This is a genomic window from Deltaproteobacteria bacterium (assembly GCA_020845895.1).
Lineage (GTDB): Bacteria > Lernaellota > Lernaellaia > JACKCT01 > JACKCT01 > JADLEX01.
In genome coordinates this window covers 22,336-35,069 of record JADLEX010000050.1, presented here as the reverse complement: position 1 = coordinate 35,069, position 12,734 = coordinate 22,336, and the positions used below count along the sequence as shown (strand labels likewise).

Annotated in this window: 8 protein-coding genes; 3 read left to right on the top strand and 5 right to left on the bottom strand. The window is 64.5% G+C overall.

All coding sequences use genetic code 11. The annotated features are described in order from the left end of the window. Positions 1-237 precede the first annotated feature (237 nt). Positions 238-1,113, top strand: coding sequence for a hypothetical protein (locus tag IT350_06500; GenBank protein ID MCC6157686.1), 876 nt, complete (start codon positions 238-240; stop codon positions 1,111-1,113). A 400-nt stretch (positions 1,114-1,513) separates the two neighbouring features. On the opposite strand, the gene IT350_06495 is transcribed toward IT350_06500, so the two are convergent. The 5 genes from IT350_06495 to IT350_06475 all read right to left on the bottom strand — a co-directional run bounded on the left by IT350_06495 (position 1,514) and on the right by IT350_06475 (position 8,585). Next, positions 1,514-2,089 carry a hypothetical protein gene (locus IT350_06495; protein MCC6157685.1) on the bottom strand — a complete coding sequence of 192 codons (576 nt, stop codon included), beginning with the start codon at positions 2,087-2,089 and terminating at the stop codon, positions 1,514-1,516. A 9-nt stretch (positions 2,090-2,098) separates the two neighbouring features. Further along, positions 2,099-4,822 (bottom strand): S8 family serine peptidase, encoded by a 2,724-nt coding sequence (locus IT350_06490; protein MCC6157684.1) that lies wholly within the window; start codon positions 4,820-4,822, stop codon positions 2,099-2,101. Between the two features lie 203 nt (positions 4,823-5,025). Next, complete coding sequence (locus IT350_06485; GenBank protein MCC6157683.1) at positions 5,026-6,519, bottom strand: glycosyltransferase family 39 protein; 1,494 nt, start codon at positions 6,517-6,519, stop codon at positions 5,026-5,028. After that, positions 6,516-8,111, bottom strand: a complete 1,596-nt coding sequence (locus IT350_06480) for a glycosyltransferase family 39 protein (GenBank protein ID MCC6157682.1) — start codon at positions 8,109-8,111, stop codon at positions 6,516-6,518. Before IT350_06480 ends, IT350_06485 begins: the two co-directional genes overlap by 4 nt. A gap of 9 nt (positions 8,112-8,120) precedes the next feature. Beyond that, on the bottom strand, positions 8,121-8,585 hold the full coding sequence (locus IT350_06475) for a DUF192 domain-containing protein (GenBank protein MCC6157681.1): 465 nt from the start codon (positions 8,583-8,585) through the stop codon (positions 8,121-8,123). Positions 8,586-8,766: 181 nt separating this feature from the next. Here IT350_06475 and IT350_06470 point away from each other — a divergent pair, with 181 nt between their 5' ends. Next, a complete protein-coding gene (locus IT350_06470; protein MCC6157680.1) occupies positions 8,767-10,908 on the top strand; it encodes a S9 family peptidase in 2,142 nt (713 codons plus the stop codon). 125 nt (positions 10,909-11,033) lie between these two features. Continuing rightward, entirely contained in the window at positions 11,034-12,494 is a 1,461-nt protein-coding gene (locus IT350_06465) for an aminoacyl-histidine dipeptidase (protein MCC6157679.1), read from the top strand. Positions 12,495-12,734 lie beyond the last annotated feature (240 nt).

The following is a 12,734-nucleotide window of genomic DNA, read 5'->3' as shown; positions in this document are numbered from 1 at the left end:
TCAGGTTCGGGTCATGGACACCAGAGCGTATTCGGCCACATCCTCGAGACGCGATATCGAAGCACGAGGGAGCGGTTTCTTTCAATAGAATGCGGTCGCCGCGACCGTTGGAACGCTCGGGATGACAGCGACAAGAGCGCTCGGGATGACCGGAACAGTTTGTCACCCTGAGCGAAGCGAAGGGTCTGGCATAAACCTGAATATAAACCGACGAGCGCGTCGGTCACGGAGGATGAAATGAAATCGCGAACGCTTTTGGGAGCGGTGCTGGTTCTGTCGCTCATGAGCGCGGCCCTGTGGCTGCCCGCCTGCGGCGACGATGACGACGACGATGATGACGCCACGGATCCGGGCGCGGGCACGCTGGAGTTCTACGCGAACGGCGAGGAGTTCATCCGCGACGGCTTCGTCACGAAAGATGGATGGACGATCGGCTTCGACCACTTCTACGTGAACTACGTGGGACTCACCGGTATTCAGGTTGCCGAGACGGATTCGGCGCTGACGGTTCCCGCGAAGCATGCCGGGCATCCGCACAACGATATCCCCGAGGGCTCGGCGCACCTGGCCGCGACGGGTGCGTTCTGGATGGATCTCGCCGCGGGTGACGACCGCTCGCTCATCACGTCGGTCGATGATGCGCCGGCGGGCAACTACAACTACGCCAACTTCGAGGTCATCCGCACGGACGAAGGCGAGTACGCGGGCCGGTCGATCGTCATGATCGGCAACGCGTCGAAAGACGCCGACACCGTGCCGTTCACCATTCGCCTCGACGAGCAGATGGTGTTTTCGGCGTGCCATCAGGAAGTGGACGACGAATTCGCCGGCGTGGTCGAAAACGAAGGCATGGGCAGCGTGGAGATCACCTTCCACTCCGACCACATCTTCGGCGACGAATCGACGCTCGGCGAAGAGGGCAGCGTGAACGAGGGCGCGCTCGGCTTCGGTCCCATCGCCGCGCTCGCCGAGGACGGCGCTCTCGATCTCACGCAGTCCGATCTCGCGGCCGGCCTGTCGGGCGACGACTACCTGGTCTTCATCGACGCGCTGCGCACCACGGGCCACTCGGGCGAAGGCCACTGCAACTATGCGGCGTACACGGGGGAGTGAGCACGAACCGGTGACATGCAACGCGTAGCGATGCGTGTTCCCGTTGACACTTCCCGTCGCCCTGCGCCAATTCTGTCACCCTGAGCGAAGCGAAGGGCCTTGCCGCGAGTTCCGACCAGATCCTTCGCTGCGCTCAGGATGACAGCGGCAGAAGCGCTCCGGGTGACGTCCGCAAGTACGAGCGAAACCGGGGTACAGGCACAAACACGCGTTGCCAGTCCCCAGTTTGGCCAATGCTGTTCTCTGACCTCCGGCCCCTCCACCGCCGTGCCGTTTTCGCGAAGAAACGCCGCTGAGGTTGGGGTGGTCACGGGAAGCGCTCGCCACGGCTGCGTTCTCATGGCTCGCTCCGCCACATTTTGTCGGACGCAGCGCGGACCGGGCGCCCTGTCATGCGCGATCACTGGGGATCTTCGATGCACAGTCCTTCGGGTGGCCACGGGAGAACATCGAAGGAATATCGGCATGTTTCGGCGCTCTCGTACGAGTCGGGGCACTCCCACTGCGAGGTCTCCGACCAGAAAGGAATCGACATCGAACGAGGACACTCCGTGAAATTCCGAACGAAAACGTAGGTGCTGTCTCCGGAGATTTCGTGGAAGCAGAATTCGCGGTCTTCGTACGCCGTGCCGGGCCCCGACGCGACGGTTAGCGTGTAGATCGTGTTGCCGTTTGTTTCGTTCACCCGAAACCGCACCTCTATTCGGCCGCGGCTTTCGGTCGCCCGCACCTCCAGCACCTCGAGGTCGAGACCGAAGGCCGCGCATTCCGGCTCCGGGTCGACCTCGAACGCCATGAGGGACAGTTCGTCCGACAACGCGGGAGACTGCGTGCATTCGTCGTACGCAACGCACTCTTCGTCATTGTCACCCTCGTCCGAATCATCGTCGTCATCGCCGCATGCGGCCGACAGGACCGTGAGAGCCAGTACGGTTGCGACGACCGTCAACAGTCTGCGCCACGGATACTTTATCATGGCTCGCTCCTAGTGGAAGTAGAGGTAGTTGGCGTCGTTGACCGAGCACGAGCCGGTATTGTGTTGACATGGGCCGTCGTTGTCGCTGCGTTTCAGGTCTTCGTAGAACCACGTGACGTAGACGCGGCGTGTGCCTTCACCGCCGTGGCCGTTGGGAACATGGATCCCATTGATGTCGATCTGATAACAGCGGTCGGGGACGAGCGGAGCGAAGTTCGCTTCGGCGCCCGTTTGCGTGGCGTCGAAGACGAAGTGCAGCCAGTTCCCCTGGTTCACGCTGCTGCTTTGTAACGCGACGGGCCAATAGGTCGCATTGCAGTTCGTGCCGAGCGTCCGGCGCAGCACCGCCTGAATCGTGGCCTCGTTGCCGTTGTAAAACGGCTCGTCCCAGTAGACCATGATCTTCAGGAGCTCGACTCCGGCGGGGATCGTGAGCGGCGCGCCCAGGATGCTCTGGTTCAGCTTGAACTGCACGGAGTCGTTCGTGTGCAGCTCGGGGATCACCTCCATCACGCGACGCCACGGGCTGTCCATGCCGTGGTTGGTGAAGAGCCGTGCATGCATCCGGCCGGCCCCGTAGGTGGAATCGCCGTAGCCGATGTAGTCGGCTCCCAGAGTATCCTCGTCCTCCACCATGCCGTCCCCGAAATTCAGGACGGTCGAAACGACCCGGCCCCGGTCGGCGGCGTTGCTCGGGTTGCTGGTCTGCAGGATCCAGTCGCGAACGAGCGCCATGACGCCCGCCACCGCCGGCGCCGCGGCGGAGGTCCCCGTGGCACGCTCCTGATAAATGCTTTCGTGCTTCCACGGCTCGGGCCAATCCCATGGGGTCTGCCGTTCGTCCATCGAAAAATGCGAGTCAAAGTCCTTTACGCCGTCATTATATGGATCGATGCACTCCCCCTCGTTCGGCGAGAACTGGTGCGGCGCCCGGATCCACCAGTTCCCATTCGACTCGTCGGGGTCGTTTTCCGCGTCGCACTCGCCCGATGCATCGGCCAGCCACCAGTTGGTGTCGGCATATCGACCGTGCGAAACGACGCCGGCTCCGTCGAGATCCATGATCGGCGTGTGCACCGCATCGACATAGGCGACGATATTGGGTTTTCGAAACCCCTGATACGTCGCCCCGCGGCTGCTATAGCTCTTGATCAGACTGACTTCCTCGAAATTCGTCATGTCCCACAGCGTCTCCGCCGTCGTCGCGTTGCGCGGATCGCCCAGAAAATCCGCCGCGCCGACCGTGACCACGAATGGCGAATTCCCCGGTGACGCAATTGAATTCGTCCCGGTCGTGTCCGTATCGCAAAATCTAACACCATCGGTATCGCCCGCGGCGTTGCCTGCGGATGCCACGAGAATCGTTCCTTCTTCGATCATCGTGTTGGCCGCGTCGGTCAGCGAATCGTTCGCGCTCCACTCGTCGTCGGACGGGCAGTTCGAGTCGAGTTCGTTGTTAGTGTGTCCCCAGGAGTGGCTGACGATATGGATGTTCTCGTCGCGGATCTGGTCGTAGGCGGCCAGCCTCGAAGGGACGTCGTTGAAGAAGAAGTACGACAACGATGCGTTCGGCGCGATGCCGCGGTAATGCCCGCGAACGGCCGAAGGGATCGAACCGTCCTGACCGTTCTCCAGATCGGCGCCGATGATACCCATGGACGCCATGACGTGATTGGGAACGCTGCCGATGGAATATTCCAGGTCTTCTTCGGAAGGTTCGCCCGAGGCGCAGAATTCCGGCGACCCCGGCTGCGAGCAATTGTAGAACCACTCCACCCGGTCGAACGACGACGATCCGTCTCGAAAAGCCTGATGATACTGATCGAATCGCCTGTTCTCGGAGATTCCCACCTTGATCCGATTCGCGAGCGACGCCTCGGTTCCCGTGCCGCGTCCACTGAACCCGTCGCGAATGTACTGGTTCGTTCCAATTGCGCGCCGGTTGTCGAGAAGTGTCTTATACGGATGCCCGTCGGAAAAAGTATGACTCGACAGGTCGAACGCCTCTGTACGCAGGTCCGTCCGCACGAGCCGATATGGCGCGCCGTCCCAAGCGATCTCATCCACGAGATTCGCTGGAAACGCGACTTCTAATGCATTCGCCAGACTGAACGTGCGCACAACCTCGATTCCCGCGGATTCGAACTCCTCGATCCAAGGCGCTTGAAACTCGTCCGTCGCCGCCTCCCGCTCCTCCCGCGCCGTCTGCCGCGCGCTTCGGACGATCTCCATCGCCTCTTCGTGGTCGGGTTCCAGCGTCAGAGGATGAACGTAGGTGTTGGGGATCTTCTCGTGGAAATGAACGATCGCCCGGACGTTGTCCTCCGGGTTCACGCGTCGGATTTCGGAGAGCCATTTGTCCGTGATAACGGGCCGCGACGCGTCTTCCGCACGCCCCATCGGCGAAAACAGCGCGTCGATTTCCTGCTCGGACTGCCCGCGCGCCCGTTGGTAATCCCGCATCTGTTCATCGGTCAAGCGCAGAGTCGGCGTGGAGATCAGCGAATAAGAGCTTTCGTAACTTTGCGTATCCTCGCTACCGGAATACTCGGCGATTTCGTATGTGTTGCCGAGGTCGCCTCGGCGATCATCTCCGATGTCGGGAACGCCGTCCTCACTCTGATCGAGAAGGCGGTTGTCGGAATCGAGGACTTTTGTGTTCACGTACCGGATATCGCGATCGACAGGGCGCAGATTCAGGACATCGGAGATGTCATCTCGCTCGGTGGCCAAGCCCCCCCCAAAAATCCAGAATCGCCAGAATGCCTATCAAGAGCCACGGAGCCATGACTCGCTTCTTCATGATTTCCTCCCGTCAGGTTGAAAAAACGAACAAATAGCGCGACGACTTGAATCGTCTCACGACGAGTCTCTTGAGTCAAGAAAAATTCATGTAAAATTTGGTCCGTCAGATCTCGCCGGCCGAAAGGTGCCGCTCAGGGCACGATGCCCGCCGCGCCGTCTTCGCGCAGCAGGCACCAGGAGCCGTGCGCGGTGACCGGCGAATAGACCCGGCCGAAGAGTTCGGTGTCCTCGCAGAAACGCACCGGCGCGCTCGTCAGGAAGGTCGGGTCGTGGCGCGTGGCGAGCACAAGCGTGGGCCGCCACTCGGCGAAGATCCGCGCGACGGATTCGGCGTCGGCCGCCTCGCCGCGCCGGTACTGGGGCACGCGGAAGTGATGCCAATCGAAGCCGCTCTCCACGGCGATCAGCGGGTGGCTCTCTTTGCCCAGGAACACGCGGTCGCCCTCGGTCATCGCGCCGCGCAGCCGCCGCGCGATCTCGAACGACTCGTCGAAAAAGTGCGTCTCTTGTTCGACGTGCTCGAAGTAGAAGAGCGAGCTCGCCGACAGCGCGAGCGCGGCCGACACCGCCACGACAGGCGCGAATCGCGCGGGACGAATGACACGCCGCGCGGCGTCGGCCAGCATCACCGCGATGGGCGGAAACGAGAGCGCGACGAGAAACGTGGCGTAGCGGTGCAGCTCGGGCGCCATGGCCGCGCGCAACGCCTGGATCTCGACCACGGCGAAGTAAAACGTGTACAGAATCGCCGCGAATCGCGCGCGCCCGGTGACGAGCGCGTACACCACGCCCAGCACCGCCGCGCCGAACAGCCACCAGCCCTCGATGCGCGCGAGGGCCTGCACCCACAGCAGCGCGCGCTCGTCCCACGGCGTCACCGCCGCGTTGATCGAGGTCGTCGCCGCGCTGACGAGCACGAAATTGAACGGATGCCCGGAGACCTTCCACGTCACCGCCATGTGGACGATCGGGAAGACGGCGAGCATCGCGCCGGTCGCCGCCGCGCGGGCAAAGCCCCGCCGCGCGAGCAGCCAGAGAGGCCACAGCGGCAGAAACATCCACACCTCGTAACGCAGCGCCCCGGCCGCAGATGCACAAGCGGCAAAGAGCGCGGCGTCGCGCCAGCGCCACATCTCGTGCCGGTCGATCATCCGCGCGAAAAGCGCGAGTGCGCAGACGAGGAAGAACAGGCACGGTCCCTCGGCGAGCGTGTTGACGCCGATGATGACGAGCAGCGACGACAGCGCGGCGAGCGCCATGGCGGTGAGCGCGGCGGTGTCGCCCGCGATGCGCCGCACCAGCGCGTGGAGCGGGAAAAACGTCGCGAGGGCGAACAGCAGCGTAACAACGCGGTTGGGCATGGCCGCGTGGCCGAAGAGCTTGGCCGTCGGCCAGAAGAGCAGCATGTGCAGCGGCCCGAAATTGGTGTCGGGGTAGAGGTTGTCGTTGGCGATCCACTGCATGAAGAGCTGGAGCTTGGAATATTCCTCGCCCTCGGTGGACATGATGTTGGGGAAGTGCAGCAGCGCCACGAGCCGCGCCACGGCCGCGATCGCGAGCAGAGCGAAAAACGCCGCGCCGTACGGGCGAGTCCGGTCCGCGTCGGTCGGATTCGCGCCGGTCATGGTTTCGGCTCCGGCGACGTCTCCGGTTCATCCGGATATGCGATGCGGAAAATGGCGAAGTCGCCCTTGCGCCACGCGCGAGTGAGGCGGCGGCCGTCGATCTCGGCCTCGGCGTGCGTGGGCGGGATGGGAAACGCCTGGATGTTGCCCGCGGATTCGTAGTCGAGCACGAGCCACGCGGGGCGCTCGCGCGCCATCAGATCCTCATAGGCCGCGCGGCCATACAGCTTGATATCGCGGCCCCAGTCCACCTCGCGGCCGTCGAGATAGGCGAGTGGGTGGAACTTGCGCGCGAGTTCGGCGTAGCGGTCCCAGTCCGTGATCGGCTCGCCCACGTAGTCCAGGTTCAGCATGCGCTCGGGGTTTTTGCGACTCTCGATGACGAAGACCGGGTGGAAGCGCTTGTCGAGCAGCACGCGCTCGGCCTCGCCGACGTGGTCGCGCAGGTACGCGCTCGCCTCGAAGACCTCGGGCGGCAGGGCGTTGTCGATCGACTGCGCGTAAGCCCACGCGAGATTGGCGGGCGTGACGAGGGCGACGATCACGGCCGCGAGCGCCCCCGCGCGCTCCGTCGACATCGTTCCCGCGCCTGCGGCGGAAATCCGCCGCGCGAGCGCCCAGATCGCCGCCGCGGCGAAGGGAATCAGCAGCGCGGCGACGATGATCGCGTAACGAAGCAGCGACGGGTCCATGAGACCCTTGAGCGTGCGCACCGACATGAACAGGTACGGAAACGCGAAGAGCGCCGCGACCGTGCCGCCGCGCCGCGAAAGCATCGCCCACACCATGCCCACGGGCGCGAGCAGCGCCACGGCGGGCGCAAGCACCTGCCAGAAACAGACGAACCAGCCCGTCGCGCGATACGCAAGCGGCATCTGCGGCAGATACAGCGCGAAGGTGCGCGCCGAGGTTTTGCCGAAGGACAGCGGGTCGCCGGAGACCTTCCAACAGATGAACATATGCACGAGCGGGAAGACCGCCAGCAGCGCGCCGTAGCCGACCGCGCGCGCGAACCCCCGCCGCAGCGCGAGCAGGGCGAAGACGGGGTAGAACAGCCAGCTCTCGAAACGCAGCATCGAGCCCGCCGTCAGCGCCGCCGCCGAGAGCGCGAGCCAGCCGAATGAGCGATCCTCGCGCTCGTCGTGAATCAAGAACGCGGCGAGGCCGATGAGGAAAAAGAGCGTGTAGGGCGATTCGGCGAGGCTGGTGGCGCTCGCCCGCACGTGCAGCGGGTACGAGGCGAACAGCGCCGCCGCCGCGAGCCCGATGCGGTCGCCGAAGGGGCGGCGCATCGCGGCAAAAAAGACGGGGATCGTCGCCGCGCCGCACACGACCGAGAGCAGGCGGATCGGCGTGACTTTGTCTTCGAAGGACCACGCGACCAGCCAGATGAGCCACGTATGCAGCGGGCCGAAATTCGTGTCGGGATAGGGCTTACCGAGGGCGAGCCACGTGTAGACCAGATTGATCTTGGAGTAAGGCTCGGATTCCCACGAGAAGGAATTGTCGAACGCGAAAAAGAACCACAGCCGAACGCTGAGGCCCAGCGCGGTGAGCCCCGCGAGCGCGAACGCGATGCGCCGCCGCTCCACGCGGACCCCCTAGCGCCCGGCGAACGCCGAGACGTCGATCCGGTCCCCCACGCGCACCCCCGCACCCGCGAACCACCCGCGATTCGCCTCGATCACGTAACGCACCGGCACGTCGGGCTCGTGGTGCGTCTCGCTGAGCGGCTCCATATCGGCGATCTTCACGATCGTGCCGTCCTCGGCGACGAACGCCGTGGAGAGCGGGATGTACGTGTTCTTCATCCAGAAACGCACGCGTTTGGGTTTGGCGTAGATGAAGATCATCCCGTGATCGGCGGCCATCTCCTTGCGGTTCATCAGACCGACACGCTGTTGCTCGCCGGAGATCGCCACCTCGACCGTCAGGGTCTTCGCGCCGATCTTCATCGTCGCGACGGGAAGGCCGGTGTTGAGATCGACCGCGTGCGCCGCCAGCGCCACGGCGACCGCCGCCGCGACGAGCGCGAGAATCCAAAGCGGGCGACGTGTGCGCAACATGACCTCTCCCCAGGCGGAATACGCATGCTAGGCCAATCTCCGCGGTGATTCAATTGCGTTTCGGCCTTGCCGCGGGGCGCGGGCCGCGCTAATGATCGGATGGCGCTTGGGGGAAAAGGCCGGACCGGCAATTCGCCGGCGCCCATCCGATCGAAAACCAAACCACGCAGGGAGCCTCGTCATGGCGAAAGCGGCCGCGCGCGCGGGCAAGACCCGTACCTCCAAATCATCGGCGCCGAAGACGTTCGACTTCGCGGGCCTCATGGGCCTCGAACGCATTTCGGCCCCGGCGGTCTCGCCCGACGGGCGACGCGTGGCCTTCGTCGTGTCGAAGCACGACCCGAAGGAAAACAAGGTCCGCCATCAGATCCGCTCGCTCGATCTGCGTTCGCGGGAGATCGAAACGCTTACGCCCGGCCCCGGCAATCACATGGCCCCCGCGTGGTCGCCCGACGGCAAATGGCTCGCGTTCGTCTCGGACCGCGACGACCAGCACGGCGCGCAGCTCTGGCTGTTGCCCACGGCGGGCGGCGAGGCGCGGCGCGTGACGAGCGGATGGGGTGGGGTCGGCACGCCGATCTTCGCCCCCGATTCGCGCCGAGTGCTGTTTTCGCGCGAGGTGGTGGTGAGCGCCGATTACGACCCCAAGGCCGACAAGCAAACGCCTGCCGGCGAGGAGCCCGCGCGCGCAAAGGTCATGGGCCTCGTCAACGAAAAATCGAGCGCCCGCGTGATCGACGATCTGCTCTTTCGACCGTGGGACCATTGGCGCGACCGCAAGCGATCGCACCTGTTCATCGTCGATGTCGTGACGGGAAAATTGAACGACGTGACGCCCGGCGACCGCGACACCCCGCCGGTGTCGCTGGGGTCGGAGCGCGACTTCGCGTGGAATCCGAACGGGCGCGAGATCGCGTACGTCTCGAACCCCGACAAGGTCGTGACGCGCTCGACCAACAATTCGGTCTATCGCCTCGCGGTCAAGGGCATCGCCGTGGCGGGCGAGCCGGTGCGCGTGTCGAACACCGACGCGTGCGACGTGCATCCGCGCTACAGTCCCGACGGACGCAAGCTCTTCTACCTGGGGATGACGATTCCCGGTTACGAGGCCGACCGGCTGCGTATCAAGGTCTACGACCTGAAGAACGGCGCGACGCGCGTGTACCTGGAAAAGTTCGAACGAAGCCCGATGTCGTTCGAGTTCGTGGACGACGACGACGAGAACGCGGTGATGTTTCTCGCCGAGGACTTCGGACGCAAGACGGTCTACATCCTCAACCTCGACACCGCGCAGGTCCGCCAGCTCACGCACGGCACCTTCAACGGCCTGATCCGCGCGATCCCCACGTCGGACATGCTGCTCGTGACGCGCGAGACCGCGTGCGATCCGCCGGACTTCTACCTCTTCGCGCCGGGCTGGGGCGTTACGCCGATCACGAAGCCCGGCACCGTGCCCGCGGACATGCCGCCCGACGCGGGCGCAAGCGTTCGCCGGCTGACGCACTTCGGCGACGCGGCAAAATCCTACGCGCTGCCAAAGGCCGAGGAGTTCTGGTACGCGGGCGCGGGCGGCGACGCGGTGCATGGCTTCATCATCAAGCCGGTTGGTTTCAAACCGGGCAAGAAATATCCGCTGATGCTGCTGATTCACGGCGGGCCGCAGGGCGCGTTCGCCGATCACTGGCACTGGCGCTGGAACTACCAGATGTTCGCGGCGAGCGGCGCGGTGGTGGCGTTTTTCAACCCGCGCGGCTCGACGGGCTATGGCGACAAATTCAAGGAGCAGATTTCCGCGGATTGGGGCGGGCGCTGTTACGACGACATCATGAAGGGCGTCGATCATCTGCTCGCGACGTTTCCCTTCATCGACGCGAAGCGCATGGGCGCGGCAGGGGCCAGCTTCGGCGGATTCATGATCAACTGGATCCTCGGCCACACCGACCGCTTCAAGGCGCTGGTCTGCCACGACGGCGTGTTTTTCGCCGAGACGATGGCCTACACCACCGACGAGCTGTGGTTCGACGAATACGAACACGCGGGCCTACCGCACGTGAATCGCAAGGCGTACGAAAAGTACAGCGCGCATCGCCATGTGGCGAACTTCAAAACGCCGACGCTGGTGGTGCACGGCGCGCGCGATTACCGCTGCCCCGAGAGCGAGGGCATCGGCGTCTTCACCGCGCTGCAAGTCATGGGCGTGCCGTCGCGGTTCGTGTATTTCGAGGACGAGGGTCACTGGATCTTGAAGCCCGCCAACGCGCAGGTTTGGTACCACGAGGTCATCGGCTGGCTGTCGAAGTGGCTGTTTGGAAACGGGAAGTGAAGCGGGGGAGCCCTCACCCCCTTCCCCTCTCCCGCCGGGCGGGAGAGGGGTGGCCTGAGCGAAGTCGAAGGCCGGGGTGAGGGGAGATGACGCGCGGGCAACGATTCGATTGCATGGAGGTCTTCATGTCTGAAGCGATCGTCGGTCTCGAACCCAAACTCGTGTGGGAGATTTTCGCGGGCATCGCGTCGGTGCCGCGTCCGTCCAAGCACGAGGAAAAAATCATCGCGCACATCGACACGCTCGCGAAGAGCCGGGGTTTCGTCGTCGATCAGGATCTCACCGCCAACCTCGTGATCCGCGTGCCCGCGACGCCGGGATACGAGAGCGCCCCCGTCGTGGTGATGCAGGGCCATGTGGACATGGTGTGCGAGAAGAACTCCGACGTCGATTTCGACTTCATGACCGAGGGCATCCGCCTGCGTCGCGACGGCGACTGGTTGCGCGGCACGGGCACCACGCTCGGCGCGGACAACGGCCTCGGCGTGGCGATGGCGCTCGCCGCCGCGATGGCCCCGGCCGTCGTTCACGGCCCGCTCGAAATCCTGCTCACGGTGGACGAGGAGACGGGGCTCACCGGCGCGATGTATCTGTCGAACGAACTCATCACCGGGCGCATTCTCGTCAACCTCGATTCCGAGGAGACGGGCATCGTGTACATGGGCTGCGCGGGCGGCGCGGGCGTGTCGGCGCATCTGCCGTTGCGCTGGGCCGACGCCAATGACACGCAGGTGGGCGTACGGCTGGTGGTTCGCGGCCTGCGCGGCGGGCACTCCGGCGGCAACATCCACGAAAACCGCGCGAACGCCGTGAAGATCCTCGCGCGCACGCTCAAAGCGCTCTCTCCGCACCACATCCACATTGCGGCCATGCAGGGCGGCGACAAGCACAATGCGATTCCGCGCGAGGCGTTCGCGGTGTTTTCGCTGCCGCAAAAGGCGTTCGACAAGGCGGCCGCGACCGTGGCCGAATGCCACGCCGCGATGGCGCAGGAGTTCCCGCGCGATCCGGATTTCGTCATGGAGTTGGTGAGCGCCGATCGCCCCGCCCGCGTGCTCGACGCCGACACGCAGACCGCCGCGCTCGCCATGCTGCTGGGCTTTCCCAACGGCGTGATCGCGATGAGCCAGGATCTGCCGAACCTCGTCGAGACCTCGACGAACCTCGCGTCGATCAAGATCGAGGGCGACGCGCTCGCCGCGCACAACAGCCCGCGTTCGTCGAACGCGACCGCGATCCGCGGCGTGATCGAGCAGATTGACGCGGTGGCGCGGCTTGCCGGCGCGGTGACCGACGTGCGCGATCCCTATCCCGGCTGGCAGCCCAATCCCGACTCGCGCATCCTGCGTCTCGTGGAAACCGTGCACGAGGAAGTCTTCGGCAAAAAGCCCGAACGCAAGGCGATCCACGCCGGGCTCGAATGCGGCATCATCGGCGAAAAATTCCCCGGCATGGACATGGTGTCGTTCGGTCCCGACATCCAGGGCGCGCATTCGCCCGACGAGCGCGCGTACATCCCCGCCGTCGCCGTGTCGTGGAAGCTGCTCGCCGCCGTGCTCGAAGCCGTGGCGAAAGGGAGGTATTAGGCCAAGGGTTGCTGGTTGCGCGTCCGCCGTAGCCTTGGCGAAGGCGGATTGTTCGCGGTCACGAGTGCTTCCTGTCACCGTGACCATTACTTGTGACCCTGAGCCCTGTCACCCTGAGCGCCGCGAAGGGTCTTGCCCGCGTTCGAAACCGATCGGCGCAGGACCTTCATTTCTCCACCGCCGCGAAATTGTGATACAATCGATTCATTGATCCGGTCGCCCCATCGCATCGAGCTGGGG